This window comes from Citrobacter sp. Res13-Sevr-PEB04-36 (assembly GCF_015672735.1).
Taxonomy (GTDB): Bacteria; Pseudomonadota; Gammaproteobacteria; order Enterobacterales; family Enterobacteriaceae; genus Citrobacter.
Map to the genome: position 1 here is coordinate 55,491 of NZ_JADABY010000045.1, position 22,088 is coordinate 77,578.

Here is a 22,088-nt window from a genome sequence, read left to right on the forward strand (position 1 = left end):
ATTACCCTAAAGAGGTAGGCAGCATACGTGTGAATATTCCATCAAAATATGATCATGGTTGTTATTTTAATAACATCAGAAATTAAAAAAGCACATTAAGTTTAAAATCTAATGTGCTTATATAAATCAACTGCTACTTTGTATTAATTCATGTTTTATATGAATTAATTGTTTCATTACTTTTCGGGAAATAGTAATGCATCACGTAATAAATGATCATTTCCCCGACGACGGGTAAACCCAATACGGTCAAAATATTCCAGAATTTGGATAGCGAGTTTACGTCCCACATTCAGCCTGTCGCGGAAATCTGCGGCGCAAGTTGATCCTCTTTCCAGATCCAGTTCGCGGATCATATTGGCAAAAGCCACAATGCGATCGTTACGGTAATAGCGATCTTTGACGATCGCGGTAATGATGCCCTGCTGCGCCGCCTGTCGTAGCGCCAGACGCATGGCCTGTTCATCAGTGCCCGTTTCTTTCGCAAGGTCCCGCACCCACCACGGTTCATCGCCGAAGAGAGGCTCGGCTTTTTGCCAGATGGCCTGCTGCTCATCGCTAAAACCGGCCTTATGGTCCGGTAAATGCAGCCAGCCATGGTGGCTATGGATAACGCCGCTATCACGCATTTTTTCGATCAGCAGCAGGACCAGCGCTTCGTCTTCCATCGGCAGCGCCATGCGCCGCAGACGCTCACGCCCCGGTCCCGGCTCATCGCGATGCTGCTCGTGGTACGTCGCCAGCGTATCCAGGATCTTACGCTGCCAGCGGGCGGCGACAGAGGCATTCAACAAACTGTATCCGGCCTGAATAAAGCCATGTTGCTCAATTAACGGACGCATACCGTCGCCGTTAAGCTGGCGCGCCCATGCGAAGTCGGGAATATTCACCGCACCACGCATCAAATGGACTGCCAATGCTTCACCGTCATTCTGCACGTTTTCCAGCGCCGATAGCCACTGTAGATACTCCGGTTTACGCTTGCCACGACGCAGCGGGTTGAGCGTCACCACGCGCGCGCCCGCAAGCGTAGTGCGGGCAGAAATATCGCGCAGCACCAGCCTGTCGTTATCGGCCAGCCACAGCGGCGTATCAAACACCAGCTCCGCCAGCGTTCCTTCGAGCAAGGAAATACGCCCAGTCACGTGGCTGGCCGCATGATGAATGTGCAGCGGTTGCCACTGTGTCAACGGAGCGGCGTGTTCTAAAGAGACAATGACGCGGGTCAAGGCATCCGGCGGCGCATCGGACAACAGCCAGTCACCGCGGGTGAGCTGCTCTTTTTCCGCATCGCCGGCAATATTCAGGGCAATACGCTGCCCGGCATGGGCGTACTCAGTGGCCTGATTTTGGGCATGCAGGCTACGCACGCGCATCGGTTTGTTGACGCCAGTCAGCCATAGCGTGTCGCCAACGTTCACCTCACCACTGAGCGCCGTCCCGGTAACCACCAGGCCTGCCCCCTTTACCGTAAAGGCGCGGTCAATTGCCAGCCGGAAGGTGTGATCGCGGGCCAGCTCGCGCGCAGGCAACTGCAGCAGATGCTCACGTAATACATCAATCCCCAGTCCTTCACTGGCGGCAGTCACGAAAAGTGTCGCCCCGGCAAAACCATAATTCGCCAGCGTTGACTGCACCTCTGCACGCACGTCGTTAATCCGCGCATCATCCACGCGATCGGCTTTGGTCAGCGCCACGGTGAGTTGCGGATTGCCCGTCAGTTGCAGGATCTGCAAATGCTCCCGCGTTTGCGCCATCACGCCGTCATCACAGGCCACTACCAGCAGCGCATGATCGATGCCACCGACGCCCGCCAGCATGTTGGACAGAAACTTTTCGTGTCCGGGAACGTCGATAAACCCCAGCACACGGCCATCCGGCTGCGGCCAGTAGGCATAGCCCAAATCGATGGTCATGCCGCGCTTTTTTTCTTCCGGCAGACGATCGGCATTTACACCGGTAATCGCCTGTAATAACGTGGTTTTTCCGTGGTCAACGTGTCCGGCTGTTGCAATTATCATTTCAGCATCATCTCCATAAACCGGGTCTCGTCTTCAAGACAGCGCAGATCCAGCCATAAGCGGCCATCATAAATTCGCCCAATGATCGGCACCGGTAGCGTGCGCCAGCGGGTAGCCAGGGCCTCAAGGCGGCTACCGCGCCCGTCATGCGGAGTAAAGGTTAATGCCGCGCTGGGCAGTCTATCAACCGGTAGCGAACCACTGCCAATCTGCGACAGACAGGGCATCACGTTCAGTGCAAACTCGCCGCCATAATGTTGTTCGAGCTGCGCCTGTAAGCGTTGTGCCTGTTCGCGGATCGCCTCTTCCTTACGGGTGAGCAGCCGCAGCGTGGGTAATTTTTCCGCCAGTGCTTCCGGGTGCAAATAGAGCCGCAGCGTGGCTTCCAGTGCCGCCAGGGTCATTTTATCGGCCCGCAGCGCACGTTTCAGCGGATGACGCTGCAGCCGGGCAATCATCTCTTTCTTACCGACGATAATTCCGGCCTGCGGCCCCCCCAGCAGCTTATCGCCCGAGAAGCTGACCAGGCTAACACCCGCGGCAATCAACTGCTGCGGCATCGGCTCCTTGGGTAAACCGTACAGGCTGAGATCCACCAGCGAGCCGCTGCCCAGATCCGTCACCACCGGAATATCCAGCTCATGACCGATCGCCGCCAGCTCGGCTTCATCCACCGTTTTGGTGAAGCCTTCAATGCTGTAATTGCTGGTATGCACTTTCATCAACAGACCGGTGTTTTCATTCACTGCCTGACGGTAATCGCTGGCGTGCGTTCGGTTAGTGGTACCGACCTCATGGAGAACGCACCCGGCCTGGCGCATCACGTCCGGAATACGAAACGCGCCGCCAATTTCCACTAGCTCACCGCGTGAAACCACCACCTCTTTGCCATTAGCAGTTGCAGCCAACATCAGCAGCACCGCTGCCGCATTGTTATTGACGATACAGGCGTCTTCGGCTCCCGTAATGCGACACAACAGGTCCGCCAGCGCACGATCGCGATGCCCGCGACCAGCGCCGTCGAGATCATATTCCAGCGTCACCGGCGCGTGCATCACCTGCATGACCGCCTCAATCGCTTCTTGCGCCTGCAACGCACGGCCAAGGTTGGTATGCAGCACCGTACCCGTCAGGTTGAGAACCGGACGCAGTGCGCTGTGCGACTCGCGTTCCAGCCGGGCGCTGGCTTCTTGCGCCCAGTTGTCACTCCACGCCGGGAGTGCCTGCGCGTCGCGAATCGTTTCCCTAGCTTCGTCGAGCATCTGGCGAAGCAGATCCACCACCCGGGTATGGCCGTGAGACTCACGTAAGGCAAGAAAGGCGCTGTCGCGCAATAAACGATCGATCGCAGGAAGCTGGCTGTAGAGTGAACGCATGTAGGTTGTCATGAAAGGGCCTGGCTGTTGGTGGCCCTCTCCGCCGGGGAGAGGGATAGCAATATGGGGGGATTGTATCGTGACTTTGCTCAGGCGAGTATAACGTGTATCAAGCCTTTGGCGGTTCTGTACGGGCAAAACTTTCACGCTGAAAGAGCGTTTCCACCAGTTTGACCAGTCGCGATCGGTCAACACACCAGCCGGGTGCAACGCGACGGAAATTGAGATAACCCACGGCGCAGGCGATGGCGACGGTGGCCAGATTCACCGTGTCCGTTTTCAGGGTACCGTCTGCCAGATAGCCTTCCAGCACATCCAGGCTGCGGGTAATTTTCTCGCGCTGGCGCAGCAGTTCGATTTCTGATTGCTGTGCGGCTGGCCGGGCTTGTTCGCGTACGGAGACAAGTCCGGCATCCATAATACCATCCGCCAGCGCTTCAATCTGACGCACCTTTAGCGCTGCCAACGGGTCACGCGGCAACATGGCTGGCGCAATATCCAGCAGCTCAATGTATTCGGCGATGATTGGGGAATCGAACCAGTACTCGCCCTCATCGGTGACCAGTGCGGGCACTTTTCCTAACGGATTGTATCGCGCTACGCCGTTTTCTGCGTTGTAGGGGAGTTCATTAACGAATTCGAAGGTGATGCCCTTTTCCAGCAACAGAATAGAGATTTTTCGCACAAAAGGGCTGGTATAGCTGCCAATGAGTTTCATGCCGGGTCCTTTTTGCCAACAAAAATATCAGTATGGCTCAGGCGGAGACAAAAGGCAGATGATGGCTACCCTTCTTGCCGATTTATTTCTGATCTAAACGTTTTCTTAATTTCAGCTGTTTTTATACAACATGCTTTTCCCTGCGTTACTCGGGACGTATGGTTCTCTGCAAGGATATGAATACGTCTCGGAGAAAATCATGTCACAGCAGGGACTGCGCTTTACGCTGGATGTGGACGGATTAACGCCGACGGCAACCGCTGTCGTCCGCTTCACCCTGTATCAGAATCTCTCCACCCCCTTTTTGCTCAGTGTCGATATTGCCAGCAATCTGGCTAACCTCACCGCTGTCAGTTTTCTCGAAAAAAACGCCACGCTGACCATCTGGCAGGGGACTGTTGCACAGCGCTACCTTCACGGCATCATTACCGGCGTGGAACTGAGGGAGAACAATAACTGGCAGATGAATTACCAGTTGACCATATCGCCCCCGCTCTGGCGGGCAGGGCTGCGCCAGAACTTCCGCATCTTTCAGCAGCAGGATATCCAGGCCATTTCCGCCACCCTGCTTACTGAAAACGGCGTCACCGACTGGGTGCCTTCCTTTTATGAAGCCCATCCGGCAAGGGAGTTCTGTGTGCAGTACGGTGAAACTGACCTCGGGTTCCTGACCCGTCTGTGGGCCGAAGAAGGCATTTTCTTCTTTGACTGGTTCCACCCGACCGGTCCCGACCAGAAACTGGTGCTCTGTGATGACGTCGCCGGGGTCTCCAAGCTGGGTGAGATGCCCTTTAATCCGAATACCCGTGAAGTCTCCACGGAATGCATCAGCGAGTTTCGTTACCGGGCGCAGGTACGCCCTTCATCAGTGGAAAACCAGGATTACACCTTTAAAGCGCCCGGATGGCCCGGTTACTTCAGCCACCATGCCACAAACCTGAACGGTCAGCGTACCCAGTATGAAATCTTCGACTATCCGGGACGCTTCAAGGACGTACAGCATGGTCAGGACTTTGCCCGCTACCTGGCAGACGGCTTCCGGCATGATGCTGAAACCGCAGCCTGCGTGAGCAACTCCCCGAAACTGTGGCCCGGAAAACGGTTCACCCTCACCGGTCATCCATCTCGCACACTGAACCGCGAGTGGCAGGTGACCGGCAGTGTGCTGAAAGGTGAGCAGCCACAGGCGCAGCATGGCCACCGGGGGGACGGCACCACACTTAGTAACGACCTGGACGTCATCCCGGCTGACCGGACATGGCGATCCTCACCACTGCCCAAACCTTCCGTTGACGGCCCACAAAGTGCCATTGTTACCGGTCCGGAAAGCGAGGAAATCTTCTGTGATGAGCATGGGCGGGTCCGGGTGCGTTTCCACTGGGACCGCTATTGTCCGGGAAACGAGGACAGTTCCTGCTGGGTCCGGGTGTCACAGGCGTGGGCTGGGGCCGGATTTGGTAATCTCGCCATCCCCCGGGTGGGCCAGGAGGTGATAGTCGACTTCCTTAATGGCGACCCGGACCAGCCGATTATCATAGGTCGCACCTACCACCAGGACAACCGTTCACCGGGCAGCCTGCCAGGCACGAAAACGCAGATGATCATCCGTTCGAAAACCTACCAGGGCAGCGGATTTAATGAACTGAAATTCGATGACGCCACGGGCAATGAGCAGGTCTATATCCATGCGCAGAAGAACATGGATACGGAGGTACTGAACAACCGCACCACCGATGTGAAGGTGAACCATACGGAAACCATCGGCGGCAACCAGGTTATCACCGTAAAACAGAATCAGGTACAGACGGTGGTGCAGAATCAGAAAGAAACCGTGGGGCAAAACCAGAGTATTACCGTCGGTCTGAATCAGGCTGAAACGGTGGGTATGGCGCGAGCGCTGACGGTAGGTGTCGCGTATCAGACTACCGTGGGAGGAGTAATGAACACCTCGGTGGCAATGATGCAGTCTTCACAGGTCGGGATTCAGAAATCGCTGCTGGTTGGTAAGGGTTACGACGTCAGCATTGGAGAGAGTGTCACCTTCACTGTGGGTAAAAGCAAAACCGAGAGCACCGGAAAAGTGGCTGTGTACTCCGCCGGAGAACATCTGGAGTTACGCTGTGGACAGGCGCGGCTGGTACTGACACAGGATGGCAAAATCTTCCTGAACGGTACGGCGATTAACCTCCAGGGTATGCAGACGCTCAGCGGCGACGCGCTGATGATTAACTGGAACTGCGGCGCAGCAGAAGACCCGCCGAAAGCACCAAAATCAATCCGCGATCTGCCGCCGGATATCTGGCAGCGCTGAGGCAGTGAACACCCGGTGGCATGCTGTGTAACACGATAAAAATTAAGCCCGGAAATTCAGAAGGATTTGACTATGAGCGGAAAACCTGCCGCCCGGATGGGTGACATGACCACAATCGGGGGGCCGATTGTTCAGGGATCTCTGGGCGTGATGATAGGTGCCCCTACCGGCGTGGCCTGTTCGGTCTGCCCGGGAGGCAAGACCTCCGGCAACCCGGTTAACCCATTATTAGGTGCTAAGGTACAGCCCGGTGAAACCGATTTTTCCCTGCCTGGCCCGCTGCCATTTGTGCTTTCAAGAACTTACAGTAGCTACCGGACGAAAACGCCCGCGCCTGTGGGTATTTTTGGCCCAGGCTGGAAAGCGCCCTTTGATATTCGCTTACAGATACGTGATGACGAACTGATACTTAACGACAACGGTGGCAGAAGTATTTATTTTAATCCGCTGTTTCCCGGTGAATCCGCTTTTAGCCGCAGCGAATCGCTCTGGCTGGTGCGGGGTGGCGTGCCAGCGCTGCATGACAGTAACCCGCTGCACAGACTCTGGCAGCAACTTCCGGAAAACATTCGCCTCAGCCCGCATGTCTACCTGGCAACCAACAGCGTTCAGGGGCCATGGTGGATTCTGGGCTGGTCTGAACGCACTCCTGCCGCGGAAGAAGCACTGCCCGCACCACTACCGCCATACCGGGTACTGACCGGGCTTGCCGACAGTTTTGGGCGCGCACAGGACTTCCAGCGTGCGGCATCCGGTGAATTCAGCGGGGAAATCACCGCCGTGACGGATGGCGCAGGACGCCGCTTCAGACTGGTGCTGACCACTCAAGCACAGCGGGCGGACCAGCACCGGAAACAGTCAGTCACTAACGGTGCACCCCCCCTTCCCTTTCCGGACGTACTGCCCTCCACAGCCTACGGCGCAGACCACGGCCTCCGTCTGACGGAAGTGTGGCTGACGCACGACCCGGAATACCCGGACAACCTGCCTACCGCCCCGCTGGCGCGTTACGACTATTCCCCGCGTGGTGAGCTGAAAACGGTATATGACCGCAGCGGCACAACAGTACGCGGGTTTACGTATGACCCGTCGCATCCAGGGCGGATGGTGGCTCACCGTTATGCGGGCAGGCCGGAGATACATTACCACTATGATGCGTCCGGGCGAGTAACGGAACAGCGAAATCCGCAGGGCTTAAGCTATACCTACTCGTATGAACAGAACCGCATCATCCTCACCGACAGCCTCAACCGCCAGGAGGTGCTGCATACTACAGGCGAAGGCGGCCTGAAGCGGGTGGTGAAACAGGAGCGCGCAGATGGCAGCACCTTTCACAGCGAGTACGATCCGGCCGGCAGGCTTATCGCGCAGACCGATGCGGCAGGTCGTAAGACAGAGTTTCGACTGAGTCCTGGCTCCGGTCAGTTGAAAGAAATCATCATGCCGGATGGCAGACAGACGGAATTTTACTACAACAGCCAGCGCCAGCTAACGGATACCGTGTACCCGGACGGCCTGCAGAGCCAGCAGGAATATGACGCTCAGGGCAGGCTTACCGCCGACATCGGGCGTAATGGCAGCACCACCCGCTATTTTTATGACAACCCACACAGTGCATTGCCGGCAGCCACTGAAGACGCCACCGGCAGCCGGAAACAGATGACGTGGAGCCGTTACGGGCAGTTGCTCACCTTCACCGACTGCTCAGGCTACGAAACTCGGTATGAATATGATCGTTTCGGACAACTGACGGCAGTTCATCAGCAGGAAGGTATCAGTCGTTACCAGACTTATGATAACCGCGGCAGGCTGGTCAGACAGCTGGATACCCAGGGCCGGGAAACGCGCTACAAGTACAGCACGTCAGGAGACTTGACGACAGTCATCTCTCCTGACGGTAGCCGCAGCGACACCGCCTTCGATGCCTGGGGAAATATTATCAGCACCCTGCAGGATGGCCTGACCCGCCGGATGGAATACGACGCTGCGGGTCGCGTGATTCAACTGACCAACGAAAATGGTAGCCACACGGTATTCGCTTACGATGCACTGGACCGGCTGACGCAGGAAACTGGCTTTGACGGCAGGACGCAGCGTTACGGCTACGCAGCAACCGGTCAACTTATCCGCAGTGAGGCTGAAAGCCTAACCATCCTCTGGCATTACGATGCGTCAGACCGCCTGACGCATCGCACTGTTAACGGTGAACCTGCTGAGCAGTGGTGTTACGACGAACGTGGCTGGCTGACGGCAATAAGCCATGTCAGCGACGGTCATCGGGTCGCGACAGAGTATAAGCACAATAAACAGGGCAGACTCATCAGCGAGCGCCAGACGGTACATCATCCGGAAACAAACGCGCTGCTCTGGCAGCACGAAACACTGCACGATTACAGCGACAAGGGACTGGCGAATCGCGTGACGCCGGATACTCTCCCCCCGGTGGAATGGCTGACTTACGGCAGCGGTTATCTGGCCGGGATGAAACTGGGCGATTCACCGCTTATCGACTTCACCCGCGACCGCCTCCACCGCGAAACGCTGCGCAGCTTTGGTGAGTACGAACTGACCACGGCATACAAGCCGGGCGGTCTGTTAAAGAGCCATCACCTGAACCTTCCGCAGCTTAACCGTGATTACACCTGGAACAGTGGCGGGCAGCTTGTCCGCATCAGCGGGCAGCATGTGCAGCGGGATTATCAGTACGGCGCAGCCGGGCGGTTGCTCAGTACACACATAACATCATCTCACCATGACCTGGTGCAGTGGACATTCACCGACCCGGCGGGCAACCGGACAGCCGCGCGGGATAAATACCCGATGCTGCCGGAACGTTTCCCCGATAACCGCATCTCCCAGGATGTGGCGAGCTTTTATCATTATGACGAACACGGCAGGCTGACGGAGAAAGACGAGCGCCACACACATCTGGTATCGCATCACTACAACTATGATAACCAGCACCGGCTGACGCACCACCGCCAGATGCAACAGGGCAGCGTGCTGGCGGAAAGTCGTTATCTGTACGACCCGCTGGGCCGCCGAATCTGTAAACGGGTCTGGAAAAGCCAGGAGGAACGCGACCTTAACGGGGATAAATATCTCTGGCTGAACTCCACGCCACAGGTGACATGGTACGGCTGGGAGGGCGACAGGCTGACCACCACCCAGACGGACAAAACCCGTATCCAGACCGTGTACCTGCCGGGAAGCTTTACGCCGTTAATCCGCATTGAAACGGCAACCGGAGAGCTGGCCAGAGCCCTCCGTCGCACGCTGGCGGAGAAACTCCAGCAGGATGCGGGAATGGTATTTGTGCCGGAACTGGTGGCGCTGCTGGATAACCTCGAGCAGGAGCTGAACGCAGGTCAGGTGAGTACCCAGAGTCAGCAGTGGCTGGCACAGTGCGACCTGACGCCGGAGCAGATGAAAAATCAGCTGGAGCCGGAATACACGCCGGTGAGAAAAATCCATCTGTATCACTGCGACCACCGGGGGCTGCCGCTGGCGCTGGTGAATGCTGACGGAACCATCGCGTGGAGTGCAGAGTTTGATGAATGGGGAAATATGCTGCGGGAGGATAACCCGGATAATCTGCAACAGTTAATCCGGCTGCCGGGGCAGCAGTGGGATAAGGAGACGGGGTTGTATTATAACCGCCACCGGTATTATGACCCGTTGCAGGGGAGGTATATTACTCAGGATCCGATTGGATTAAAGGGCGGATGGAATTTATATAGGTATACTAACAATCCCATTCTGAAAGTTGACCCATTGGGTCTATATAACTTATACCAATTAATATACGACGTATGGCATGATGACTCATATGGGACTTCATCTATTGATATTACTGGTAGCAGGGATCTCATATCACTAGGTGGTCATGGTGGAGTCGGTATAGCTTTTGCTAAAAAGAAAGGTGAAATATTATCCGATGTTTGCGTCAATGCGACTGCATGTGGGCATGCAGGTGTTGGTGGTGGGCTTAATGCGGCTATTACATATTCAGAGTCTAGATCTTTACCTACATCCGGAATCAGCAATTCTGTAGGTGTGACGACTGGTGGGGGATTAGTAGGTCATCTTGCTTATACTTACGTTGTTGATGTAGATAATCCAGAATCTTCGATAGAATCTGTGGGGGCAGGCGTAGGCGTCGATGCTTCAACTATGGCCCTGGCTTGTAAAACATGGCAGGAATGCTGGTTAAACTAACAGAGGAAGTATAATGAAATATATATTCTTGTTATTATTTTTACTATGTGGATGCTCCCCCATAGATACAGATTCAGCCAAAAAAGAGGTGAGTTTTTTTCATGAATTATATCAAGGTGGAAAATACTCCGATATATATATAATGGCATCAACCGAATTTCAGGAGATAACTGCCAAAGAAAAGTTCATTAACATTATGGTAGAAGCAAAAGAAAAACATCTTGGATGTATTTAAAAAATCGACATTTAAATTTGAACGAAGCACTCACAGCTTGCTTTAAAATAATAAAATATCTTTAATATATTATACTGAATATTCCAAGAGGATCGTTCAGGAGGTTTTTATATTTGAGATTGAACATGGTGAGGTAAAGTTAAAAAGTTATAGGTATGACTCACTTAACTAATATAGCCACATTCTGAATTCAAAAAATGAAATTATGCATCAATCGTGATCGCCTTCCCCGGTTGAATGGCTGACTTACTCTGACCGGGATGAAGCTCGGCGATTCACCGCTTATCGACTTCACCCGCGACCGCCTCCACCGCGAAACGCTGCGCAGCTTTGGTGAGTACGAACTGACCACGGCATACAAGCCGGGCGGTCTGTTAAAGAGCCATCACCTAAACCTTCCGTGATTACACCTGGAACAGCCGCGGGAAGCATGCACAACAGGATTATCAGTACGGCGCAGCCGGGCGATGACTCGGTACACGCATAACATCATCTCACCATGATCTGATGCAGTGGACATTCACCGCCCCGGCGGGCAACCGGATAGCCTCGTGGGATAAATACCCGATGCTGCCGGAACGTTTCCCCGATAACCGTATCTCCCAGAATGTGGAGAACGTCTATCCGTGTAATCCCATATCAACTCAATGATCTAAATAAAGGTAATGCATCCAGCTGGTCATACGCAGCAGTACTTTACGCATCACCGACACGTGGGCGAAATGGTCGGAGTAAACCGCCACCTGGGCATAAATGCCGTCCGGTAAGGCGTCAACTTCGGCATTCGGCTCCAGTTCAATCGTTGCCAGCACGCCATCGGTACCCGGCACCACCGTTAAGGACTGCAATGCGCCCTGAGCCTGATAAGAGCCTCCCGGCACAACCGGCAGAATGCTGGTCAATTTACCGGAGAAAACCTGGCCTGGTAGCGCATTAAACACCACTTCCGCTTCATCGCCCGGTTCAAGACGCAGCAATGAGTTCTGGCGGAACTGGGCCACAATCTGGCGTTTCTGTTCCGGAATAAAGACCATCACCGGTCGCAGAGGCAGCGCAGCGGCATAGGTCCCCGGACGGATCAGCACCTGCGTGATATAGCCATTACTTGGCGCACGCACGACGGTCTGATCCAGATTGTATTTGGCTTCAGCAAGCTGAGCACGCAGAGAAGCAACCTGCGACTGCTCGCCGTTAACCATGCTGTCTAACTGACTTTGGATCTGGGTTTGTTCCGCAACGGAGCCTTTCACCAGCGCATCTTGTGCCAGGTAGTTTTGGCGGGCGTTGTCGATATCGCTTTCAGAAAACGGGTTAACCTTCGCCTGGCTGCCTTTCAGGTAGCGTTGATAATCTTTATACAGACGATCGCGCTCGGCAGACACTCGCGTGGTGTTGGCGACCGCTTCCGAAAGTTGCGCTTTTAAATTATCGATATTGTGCGTTGCGGTAACCAGGTCGGCCTGCAGCCTGTCGACGCGCGCCTGGTAGCGGCCTGGATCGAGTTTGAACAACACCTCGCCTTTTTTAATCAGCTGATTATTTTTATCGGTAACCTCACTCACAATCCCCGTAACCTGCGGCGTAATTGGAATGGAGATCACCGCTTTTTGCGCAGTGTAGGTATACGGGTGGTTATAGTTCATTAATAAAATGAGGCCCGCAACAATAAACACGCCACCTAAAGCTGCGGTAGCAAGCGTCCATTGGTTTACCGGGATACGGAATATCTTAAAGATGGCCCAGGCAAATGCCACGTAGGTCAAAACAATCAACAGATCCATGATCAGCGCTCCTGCGTGTTCTTATCAGCGGCGGGTTGCACCGCAGCCAGTTTTTGTTCCAGATCGGCTACGCGCTTCGCAAGAGCGTCAATATCAGGGTTGCCCGTCATTGGCTGAATATGGTTTTGCATTCCCCAGCCGCGTTCGGGTTGGTAGAGCGTGGCCCAAATCCACAGGAACGGCCAAATGGCATGGAGCGTAAACAAGCTAATCCAGCCCGCCGTATGAATCGCATCGGCATGGGGATGGTTACGCTTTTTAGCCATGTTGTAGGGAATATCATGGATGGCGATGATTCCGTAGAACAGAACCAGGAAGACGAAAATGAGCACGCCCAACGCGAAATAATTTAGAAACATACCTGCCTCGAATTCACACTAATTAGAGTTTTTTTGTGCTGGCAGCCGTATGTACCCTGGCTGATGTCTTGAACATAACTGGAGTTGGCAATTTTTGCCATACCACAAAAAAAATATATTTTCTGAGTAAAAGTTGCTTTATTTTCCGCAAAAAATGGGCGGGGGAGAATCTGCTTCAGATCACACTGGGAAAAAAACAGATGAAAATTTCTTGTGATTCAGATCACAAAGACTCAACAAACACGCCAACATAAAACGTGAACCAATTCACATTTTTCTGCCTTTTTGGGTGAACTCTAACCGTGAGGTGTTTTTTTGCACTGGTGTTTTGTGATGAATATCACATTAACTACCGCCATACACCCTATATTTACGTGACGAATATCACATAAAAAGGCGTCGACTGGACAGTTGAACGATTCAGTGCCAGATTTCGCAGTATCTACAGGGTCCGGCTACCTCCTGCCGCTACATTAACAAACCTCGGGCTTTCAGCCTGCGCGATAGCAAACATAAGAAGGGGTGTTTTTATGTCATCCGATATTAAGATCAAAGTGCAAAGCTTTGGTCGATTCCTCAGCAACATGGTGATGCCGAATATCGGCGCGTTTATCGCGTGGGGTATTATCACCGCATTATTCATTCCGACAGGGTGGTTGCCGAGCGAAACGCTGGCTAAGCTCGTTGGCCCTATGATCACCTATCTTCTGCCGCTGCTGATTGGTTATACCGGCGGTAAATTAGTGGGTGGCGATCGCGGCGGCGTAGTCGGTGCCATCACCACAATGGGTGTGATCGTCGGTGCGGATATGCCGATGTTCCTCGGCGCGATGATTGCAGGTCCATTGGGTGGCTGGGCAATTAAACACTTTGATAACTGGGTAGACGGTAAGATCAAATCCGGTTTTGAAATGCTGGTGAACAACTTCTCCGCTGGCATCATCGGGATGATCCTCGCGATTCTGGCGTTCCTCGGCATCGGTCCGGCGGTTGAAGTTCTGTCCAAAGTTCTGGCAGCAGGCGTTAACTTCATGGTTGTCCATGACATGCTGCCGCTGGCGTCTATCTTTGTTGAACCGGCGAAAATCCTGTTCCTCAACAACGCCATCAACCACGGTATTTTCTCACCGCTGGGCATTCAGCAGTCCCATGAGATGGGCAAATCCATCTTCTTCCTGATTGAAGCAAACCCGGGTCCGGGTATGGGCGTCCTGCTGGCGTACATGTTCTTCGGTCGCGGTAGCGCTAAACAGTCTGCGGGCGGCGCGGCTATCATCCACTTCCTGGGCGGTATCCACGAAATTTACTTCCCGTACGTGCTGATGAACCCACGTCTGATCCTGGCCGTTATCCTCGGCGGTATGACCGGCGTATTTACGCTGACTATCCTCGGCGGCGGTCTGGTTTCTCCGGCCTCTCCGGGATCTATCCTGGCCGTACTGGCAATGACGCCGAAAGGCGCGTACTTCGCTAACATCGCGGCAATCTGTGCGGCCATGGCGGTCTCCTTTGTGGTCTCAGCCATTCTGCTGAAAACCAGCAAAGTGAAAGAAGAAGATGACATTGATGCAGCGACCCGTCGCATGCACGACATGAAAGCAGAATCCAAAGGTTCATCTCCGCTGTCTGCGGGCGATGTCACCAACGACCTGAGCCATGTGCGTAAAATCATCGTTGCCTGTGATGCCGGTATGGGCTCCAGCGCAATGGGTGCAGGCGTACTGCGCAAGAAAGTGCAGGATGCCGGTCTGTCTCAGATCTCCGTCACCAACAGCGCGATTAACAATCTGCCGCCGGATGTGGATCTGGTCATTACCCACCGTGACCTGACCGAACGCGCTATGCGCCAGGTTCCGCAGGCGCAGCACATTTCGCTGACCAACTTCCTCGACAGCGGTCTGTACACCAGCCTGACCGAGCGTCTGGTTGCCGCACAGCGTCACAACGTTAATGAAGAGAAAGTACGAGATCACCTGAAAGACAGCTTTGATGAGGGTGATAACAACCTGTTCAAACTGGGTGCGGAAAATATCTTCCTTGGCCGTAAAGCCACCAATAAAGAAGAAGCCATTCTGTTTGCCGGTAAGCAACTGGTGAAAGGTGGCTACGTTGAGCCGGAATACGTTCAGGCAATGCTGGATCGCGAAAAACTGACCTCTACCTACCTGGGTGAGTCCATTGCGGTACCACACGGCACCATCGAAGCTAAAGATCGCGTGCTGAAAACTGGCATCGTGTTCTGTCAGTACCCGGAAGGTGTGCGCTTCGGTGAAGAAGAGGACGACATTGCACGCCTGGTGATTGGTATCGCTGCGCGTAACAATGAGCACATCCAGGTGATCACCAGCCTGACAAACGCGCTGGATGATGAATCCGTGATCGAACGTCTGGCGCAGACCACCAGCGTGGATGAAGTGCTGGAACTGCTGGCGGGTCGTAAGTAAGCGTTATTGCCCGGTGGCGCTCACGCTTACCGGGCCTACAAAATCCTCTCCGCAAAGGAGAGGGTTAGGTTGAGGGAAAAGCCTCACCCCAGCCCTCTTGGGTAAAAACATTAATGAAGGTTAATACTATGAAAGCATTACATTTTGGCGCAGGTAATATCGGTCGTGGCTTTATCGGCAAACTGCTGGCAGACGCGGGGATACAACTGACGTTTGCGGATGTAAATCAGGTAGTTCTCGACGCCCTGAATGCCCGTCATAGCTATCAGGTTCATGTTGTCGGTGAAAATGAGCAGGTTGATACCGTTTCCGGTGTTAACGCCGTCAGCAGCATCGGCGATGATGTCGTTGAACTGATTGCCCAGGTTGATCTCGTGACCACCGCCGTTGGACCGGTCGTGCTGGAGCGCATTGCGCCTGCCATCGCCAAAGGACTGGTCAAGCGTAAAGCGCAGGGTATTAGCGCCCCGCTGAATATCATTGCCTGCGAAAACATGGTGCGCGGCACCACCCAGTTGAAAGGCCACGTGCTGAACGCGCTGGACGATGCGGATAAAGCCTGGGTTGAAGAACACGTTGGTTTTGTCGATTCCGCCGTAGACCGTATTGTTCCGCCTTCCGCCTCTGCTACCAATGACCCACTGGAAGTTACCGTAGAAACCTTCAGCGAGTGGATTGTTGACAAAACCCAGTTCAAAGGCGAACTGCCGAACATCCCGGGGATGGAATTAACTGATAACTTGATGGCATTTGTCGAACGTAAGCTCTTCACGCTGAACACCGGGCATGCTATAACCGCGTACCTCGGAAAATTGACCGGTCATCAGACCATCCGTGACGCGATTCTCGACGAGAAAATCCGCGCAGTGGTAAAAGGTGCGATGGAAGAGAGCGGTGCGGTACTGATCAAACGCTATGGCTTTGATGCGGCAAAACATGCGGCATACATTCAGAAAATCCTCGGTCGTTTTGAAAACCCGTACCTGAAAGATGACGTTGAACGCGTTGGCCGTCAGCCGCTGCGCAAACTGAGCGCGGGCGACCGTTTAATCAAGCCGCTGCTCGGCACGCTGGAGTACGGCCTGCCACACGTTAATCTGGTGCAGGGTATTGCTGCAGCGATGCATTACCGTAGTGAAGAAGATCCGCAGGCGCAGGAACTGGCTGCGCTGATTGACGAAAAAGGCCCACAGGCCGCGCTGGCGCAGGTTTCCGGACTAGATGCCAATAGCGACGTGGTGGCGGAGGCGGTTAACGCATATAACGCAACCAAATGATCCACAGTGCGGCGCAGGTCAGCCTGCGCCCGAATATCAGATTGTCAGATATGCAGGCAATAATGGAACAAACGCAGGCCTTTGAAAATCGTGTGCTTGAGCGTCTGAATGCTGGCAAAACCGTACGCAGCTTCCTCATCACCGCCGTAGATTTACTCACTGAGGCGGTGAATATCCTGGTGCTTCAGGTATTTCGCAAAGACGACTACGCGGTGAAATATGCAGTGGAACCGTTGCTAGACGGCGACGGACCGCTGGGCGATCTGTCGGTCCGTCTGAAGCTGATCTACGGCTTGGGCGTACTTAGTCGCCCTGAGTATGAAGATGCCGAGTTGCTAATGGCGCTGCGTGAAGAGCTAAATCATGACGGTAACGAGTATGCGTTCACCGACGACGAAATTCTCGGACCATTTGGTGAACTGCACTGTGTGACGGCACTTCCGCCCCCGCCCCAGTTTGATACCTCAGACTCGGGTTTGTACGCCATGCAAATCCAGCGCTACCAGCAAATGGTGCGCTCAACTATGGTGCTCTCTCTAACCGAGCTGATTTCTAAAATCAGCTTAAAAAAGGCCTTTCAGAAATAACGCCATCCCGAGTTACTTCTCTTCCTGCTGCGGCCGATACAGCTGCCGATAGTACTCCAGGCGCTGCAGATACAGCGGCACGTTTTCCGGTGGGACCTCAGAAGGCACCGTATTGCGCGGCGGCGTTTTATTCAGGTATTCGCGAAAAGCCTGGCTTGACGCCATAAAATCGACTGTCTTATCAATAAGGATTGAAACGTTCTCGCCTATTTTCGCCATGATGACTCATCCTCCATGTATTATCCGCGCCTAGCCTGTGCGGTTGATGATTTAAGTTTAGGATCGGATGGACAATTATATTGAGGAAAACGTGCTTCACTATGAAGCCACCGACTAAAAGCGCCATCACCGATCTTATTACTTAAAATCCCTTTTCAATCAAACATCTAACATTATCGTTAGCGAAATAATACTTGCAGCATTTGATTATTTATCTTCGATTAGTTGAGAATAATCCCCCTCTGCGCGCATACTATAGGATATTCATCCTATTTTTATCAGAAGCTATCCTATGAAAGAAGTCGAAAAAAACGAAATTAAACGTCTGAGCGATCGCCTGGACGCCATCCGCCACCAGCAGGCAGACCTGTCACTGGTTGAAGCCGCCGACAAATATGCCGAGCTGGAAAAAGAGAAAGAAACGCTGGAAGCCGAGATCGTACGCCTGCGTGAAGTTCACGGTCAGAAGTTGAGCAAAGAAGCACAAAAGCTCAGCAAGCTCCCGTTCCGTCGCGCCATCACCAAAAAAGAGCAGGCCGACATGGGCAAGCTGAAGAAAAGCGTGCGCGGCCTGGTGATCGTACACCCGATGACCGAACTGGGTCGTGAAATGAGCCTGAAAGAGATGACTGGCTTTTCAAAGACTGAGTTTTGATATTCCACCGGGCAGCATTCGTTTGCCCGGTCTCCTGCCCCCAATTGGCCCTACCAATTTTAGCCAGATCCGAATACCTCCTCACATTTTGTTAAAAACAGCCCACAATACTGTTGCCAATAAATAACATTTAATTAACCATTCATTGTCATTACCCCTACACAACAATATTGGCAGGGCCACTTTTACACATAGTGTGACGGCGAGATGAGCACAGACTCATTGCATTATGTCAGCGGCCCCCAGGAGACCTGCAATGAATCTCTGGCAACAAAACTACGACCCGGCCGGTAATATCTGGCTTTCAAGCCTGATTGCCTCACTCCCTATTCTGTTCTTTTTCTTCGCGCTGATTAAGCTCAAGCTGAAAGGTTATGTCGCTGCGACATGGACGGTGGGGATAGCCCTGTTGGTCGCCTTGCTGTTCTACAAAATGCCGGTCGATCACGCGCTGGCATCCGTGGTGTACGGCTTCTTCTATGGTCTGTGGCCGATTGCCTGGATAATCATCGCCGCCGTATTCGTCTATAAGATTTCGGTCAAGACCGGGCAGTTCGACATTATCCGTTCCTCAATCCTGTCGATTACCCCGGACCAGCGTCTGCAGATGCTGATTGTCGGCTTCTGCTTTGGCGCATTCCTCGAGGGGGCTGCAGGATTTGGCGCCCCGGTGGCAATTACCGCCGCGCTGCTGGTCGGCCTAGGCTTCAACCCGCTGTACGCCGCAGGTTTGTGCCTGATTGTAAACACCGCGCCGGTGGCGTTTGGCGCAATGGGTATTCCGATCCTGGTCGCCGGTCAGGTTACCGGGTTGGACAGTTTTGAAATCGGCCAGATGGTAGGTCGCCAGCTGCCGTTCCTGACGATTATCGTGCTGTTCTGGATCATGGCGATTATGGACGGCTGGCGTGGCGTGAAAGAGACCTGGCCGGCGGTGATGGTCGCAGGCGGCTCCTTTGCCATCGCGCAGTACCTCAGCTCTAACTTTATCGGGCCAGAACTGCCGGACATCATCTCTTCTCTGGTGTCACTGGTATGTCTGACGCTGTTCCTGAAACGCTGGCAGCCAGTACGCATCTTCCGCTTTGGCGACATGGGCGCTTCACAGGTTGATCAAACGCTGGCCCGCACCCATTACACCGCAGGTCAGGTGGTTCGCGCCTGGTCGCCGTTCCTGTTCCTGACAGCAACGGTCACGCTGTGGAGCATCCCGCCGTTTAAAGCGCTGTTTGCCCCTGGTGGCGCAATGTACCACTGGGTGGTGAATGTTCCGGTACCGTTCCTCGACAAACTGGTGGCCCGCATGCCGCCGGTGGTACACGAAGCCACGGCCTACGCGGCGGTATACAAGTTTGACTGGTTCTCAGCGACCGGCACCGCCATTCTGTTTGCCGCCCTGCTGTCTATCGTCTGGCTAAAAATGAAGCCCTCTGCCGCCCTGCAAACCTTCGGCAGCACGCTGAAAGAGCTGGCGTTGCCCATCTATTCCATCGGGATGGTACTGGCATTCGCATTTATCTCTAACTATTCAGGCCTGTCTTCGACGCTGGCATTAGCGCTGGCACACACCGGCAGCGCCTTTACCTTCTTCTCGCCGTTCCTCGGCTGGTTGGGCGTGTTCCTGACCGGGTCAGATACCTCTTCAAACGCACTGTTCGCGGCCCTACAGGCAACGGCAGCGCAGCAAATCGGTGTTTCTGATGTACTGCTGGTGGCGGCAAATACCACCGGTGGCGTAACCGGCAAGATGATCTCCCCGCAATCTATCGCCATCGCCTGTGCGGCCGTGGGACTGGTGGGTAAAGAGTCTGACCTGTTCCGCTTTACCGTGAAACACAGCCTGATATTCACCTGCATGGTAGGTGTGATTACCACGCTTCAGGCCTATGTCTTAACCTGGATGATCCCATGATTGTGATGCCCAGACGCCTGTCCGACGAGGTCGCTACTCGCGTGCGGGCGCTGATTGAAGAACAACAACTGGAGGCGGGCATGAAGTTGCCCGCTGAGCGCCAGTTGGCGGTACAGCTCGGCGTATCACGCAATTCGCTGCGCGAGGCGCTGGCAAAGCTGGTCAGTGAAGGCGTGCTGCTCAGCCGTCGCGGCGGCGGGACATTTGTCCGCTGGCAGCATGAAGCCTGGTCCGAACAAAATATCGTTCAGCCGCTGAAAAACCTGATGGCGGACGACCCGGATTACAGTTTCGATATTCTCGAAGCCCGCCACGCCATCGAGGCCAGCACCGCGTGGCACGCCGCAATGCGCGCCACGACCGCCGACAAAGAGAAAATCAGGCTCTGTTTTGAGGCCACGCAGAGTGAGGACCCGGATCTCGCCTCACAAGCAGACGTTCGTTTTCACCTCGCCATCGCGGAAGCCTCGCACAACGTGGTGCTGCTCCAGACCATGCGCGGTTTCTTCGACGTATTGCAGTCCTCGGTAAAACAGAGCCGCCAGCGAATGTACCTTGTGCCGCCAGTGTTTTCACAGCTCACCGCACAGCACCTTGCCGTGCTGGACGCGATTGTCGCCGGGGACGCCGATGGCGCACGGAAGGCGATGATGGCGCACCTCAGCTTTGTCCACACCACCATTAAACGCTTTGATGAAGATCAGGCCCGCCAGGCGCGTATTACCCGTCTGCCCGGTGACCATAATGAAATTAGCAGGGAGAACAACTCATGATTATTTCAGCAGCCAGCGATTATCGCGCCGCAGCCCAGCGCATTCTGCCCCCCTTCCTGTTTCACTACATCGACGGTGGTGCCTATGCAGAGCATACCCTGCGCCGTAACGTCGAAGATTTATCGGAGGTGGCGCTACGCCAGCGCGTGCTGAAGAACATGGCCGACCTGAGTCTGGAAACCACTCTGTTCAACGAAAAACTGTCGATGCCGGTGGCATTAGCGCCGGTTGGCTTGTGCGGCATGTATGCCCGCCGGGGCGAAGTTCAGGCCGCCGCTGCCGCTGACGCCAAAGGCATTCCGTTTACGCTTTCAACAGTTTCCGTCTGCCCGATTGAAGAAGTTGCCCCGACTATCAAGCGTCCGATGTGGTTCCAGCTATATGTCCTGCGCGATCGCGGTTTTATGCGTAACGCGCTGGAGCGAGCTAAAGCAGCGGGCTGCTCCACGCTGGTCTTTACCGTCGATATGCCCACGCCCGGCGCGCGCTACCGTGACGCACATTCCGGGATGAGCGGTCCGAATGCCGCGCTGCGCCGTTACTGGCAGGCGGTAACCCATCCTCAGTGGGCGTGGGACGTTGGCCTGAACGGTCGCCCGCATGATTTAGGCAATATCTCGACCTACCTGGGGAAACCCACCGGCCTTGAGGATTACATCGGCTGGCTGGCAAACAACTTCGATCCCTCCATCTCCTGGAAGGACCTCGAGTGGATCCGCGAATTCTGGGACGGTCCGATGGTGATCAAAGGGATCCTGGATCCGCAAGATGCCCGCGACGCCGTGCGCTTTGGTGCTGACGGCATCGTGGTCTCGAACCACGGCGGTCGCCAGCTGGACGGCGTGCTGTCTTCTGCGCGTGCGCTGCCCGCCATTGCCGACGCCGTCAAAGGCGATATTGCGATTCTGGCAGACAGCGGCATCCGTAACGGCCTGGACGTGGTGCGCATGATTGCACTGGGTGCAGATACCGTACTGCTGGGCCGTGCTTACCTGTATGCACTGGCGACCCACGGTCAGGCAGGTGTCGCTAACCTGTTGAACCTTATTGAGAAAGAAATGAAAGTGGCGATGACACTGACCGGTGCAAAATCCATCCGTGAAATCAGCCGTGATTCGCTGGTACAAGAATTGGGAAAGCAACTGCCCGCCGCCCTGGCACCTCTTGTCCAGGGTAGTACAGCATAACTGTATCCTCGTAAT

16 protein-coding genes are annotated in these 22,088 nt (G+C 54.4%); 10 read left to right on the top strand and 6 right to left on the bottom strand.

Features of this window, described 5'->3' with window-relative positions; genetic code table 11:
* Positions 1 to 176: 176 nt before the first annotated feature.
* From selB to IMQ48_RS14250, 3 genes are all read right to left on the bottom strand, one after another.
* The gene (gene selB, locus IMQ48_RS14240) at positions 177 to 2,021 is read right to left on the bottom strand and encodes a selenocysteine-specific translation elongation factor (RefSeq protein ID WP_196209559.1); all 1,845 of its coding nucleotides are present in this window, start codon (positions 2,019 to 2,021) and stop codon (positions 177 to 179) included.
* Complete coding sequence (gene selA, locus IMQ48_RS14245) at positions 2,018 to 3,409, bottom strand: L-seryl-tRNA(Sec) selenium transferase (protein WP_196209560.1); 1,392 nt, start codon at positions 3,407 to 3,409, stop codon at positions 2,018 to 2,020. Before selA ends, selB begins: the two co-directional genes overlap by 4 nt.
* Positions 3,410 to 3,506: 97 nt before the next feature.
* Positions 3,507 to 4,115, bottom strand: coding sequence for a glutathione S-transferase (locus IMQ48_RS14250; RefSeq protein WP_196209561.1), 609 nt, complete (start codon positions 4,113 to 4,115; stop codon positions 3,507 to 3,509).
* 199 nt (positions 4,116 to 4,314) lie between these two features.
* On the opposite strand from IMQ48_RS14250, the gene IMQ48_RS14255 reads away from it, so the two are divergent.
* The 3 genes from IMQ48_RS14255 to IMQ48_RS14265 all read left to right on the top strand — a co-directional run bounded on the left by IMQ48_RS14255 (position 4,315) and on the right by IMQ48_RS14265 (position 10,879).
* Positions 4,315 to 6,426, top strand: a complete 2,112-nt coding sequence (locus IMQ48_RS14255; RefSeq protein WP_196209562.1) for a type VI secretion system Vgr family protein — start codon at positions 4,315 to 4,317, stop codon at positions 6,424 to 6,426.
* Positions 6,427 to 6,498: 72 nt separating this feature from the next.
* Positions 6,499 to 10,644, top strand: coding sequence for an RHS element core protein (locus tag IMQ48_RS14260; protein WP_196209563.1), 4,146 nt, complete (start codon positions 6,499 to 6,501; stop codon positions 10,642 to 10,644).
* 13 nt (positions 10,645 to 10,657) lie between these two features.
* Positions 10,658 to 10,879 (top strand): hypothetical protein, encoded by a 222-nt coding sequence (locus tag IMQ48_RS14265; RefSeq protein WP_230326418.1) that lies wholly within the window; start codon positions 10,658 to 10,660, stop codon positions 10,877 to 10,879.
* 644 nt (positions 10,880 to 11,523) lie between these two features.
* Here the strand turns inward: IMQ48_RS14265 and IMQ48_RS14270 are convergent.
* Positions 11,524 to 12,660, bottom strand: coding sequence for an HlyD family secretion protein (locus tag IMQ48_RS14270; protein ID WP_115257186.1), 1,137 nt, complete (start codon positions 12,658 to 12,660; stop codon positions 11,524 to 11,526).
* Positions 12,661 to 12,662: 2 nt separating this feature from the next.
* Positions 12,663 to 13,019, bottom strand: a complete 357-nt coding sequence (locus IMQ48_RS14275) for a DUF3302 domain-containing protein (protein ID WP_117342538.1) — start codon at positions 13,017 to 13,019, stop codon at positions 12,663 to 12,665.
* A 530-nt stretch (positions 13,020 to 13,549) separates the two neighbouring features.
* Between IMQ48_RS14275 and mtlA the strand changes: the two genes are divergently transcribed.
* The 3 genes from mtlA to mtlR all read left to right on the top strand — a co-directional run bounded on the left by mtlA (position 13,550) and on the right by mtlR (position 17,327).
* Positions 13,550 to 15,463, top strand: coding sequence for a PTS mannitol transporter subunit IICBA (gene mtlA, locus IMQ48_RS14280; protein ID WP_196209564.1), 1,914 nt, complete (start codon positions 13,550 to 13,552; stop codon positions 15,461 to 15,463).
* A gap of 128 nt (positions 15,464 to 15,591) precedes the next feature.
* Positions 15,592 to 16,740 (top strand): mannitol-1-phosphate 5-dehydrogenase, encoded by a 1,149-nt coding sequence (gene mtlD, locus IMQ48_RS14285; RefSeq protein WP_196209565.1) that lies wholly within the window; start codon positions 15,592 to 15,594, stop codon positions 16,738 to 16,740.
* A complete protein-coding gene (mtlR, locus tag IMQ48_RS14290; RefSeq protein WP_096759107.1) occupies positions 16,737 to 17,327 on the top strand; it encodes a mannitol operon repressor MtlR in 591 nt (196 codons plus the stop codon). The genes mtlD and mtlR overlap by 4 nt, the downstream gene beginning before the upstream one ends.
* A 12-nt stretch (positions 17,328 to 17,339) precedes the next feature.
* On the opposite strand, the gene IMQ48_RS14295 is transcribed toward mtlR, so the two are convergent.
* Positions 17,340 to 17,546 (bottom strand): hypothetical protein, encoded by a 207-nt coding sequence (locus IMQ48_RS14295; RefSeq protein ID WP_196209566.1) that lies wholly within the window; start codon positions 17,544 to 17,546, stop codon positions 17,340 to 17,342.
* 292 nt (positions 17,547 to 17,838) lie between these two features.
* Here IMQ48_RS14295 and IMQ48_RS14300 point away from each other — a divergent pair, with 292 nt between their 5' ends.
* The 4 genes from IMQ48_RS14300 (at position 17,839) to lldD (ending at position 22,073) form a co-directional block, all read left to right on the top strand.
* The gene (locus IMQ48_RS14300) at positions 17,839 to 18,201 is read left to right on the top strand and encodes a YibL family ribosome-associated protein (protein WP_196209567.1); all 363 of its coding nucleotides are present in this window, start codon (positions 17,839 to 17,841) and stop codon (positions 18,199 to 18,201) included.
* Between the two features lie 256 nt (positions 18,202 to 18,457).
* Positions 18,458 to 20,113: an L-lactate permease gene (gene lldP, locus IMQ48_RS14305; protein ID WP_096759104.1), complete on the top strand. Its 1,656-nt coding sequence runs from the start codon at positions 18,458 to 18,460 to the stop codon at positions 20,111 to 20,113.
* Positions 20,110 to 20,886: a transcriptional regulator LldR gene (gene lldR, locus IMQ48_RS14310; protein WP_196209568.1), complete on the top strand. Its 777-nt coding sequence runs from the start codon at positions 20,110 to 20,112 to the stop codon at positions 20,884 to 20,886. The genes lldP and lldR overlap by 4 nt, the downstream gene beginning before the upstream one ends.
* A complete protein-coding gene (lldD, locus tag IMQ48_RS14315; RefSeq protein WP_196209569.1) occupies positions 20,883 to 22,073 on the top strand; it encodes an FMN-dependent L-lactate dehydrogenase LldD in 1,191 nt (396 codons plus the stop codon). Before lldR ends, lldD begins: the two co-directional genes overlap by 4 nt.
* Positions 22,074 to 22,088 lie beyond the last annotated feature (15 nt).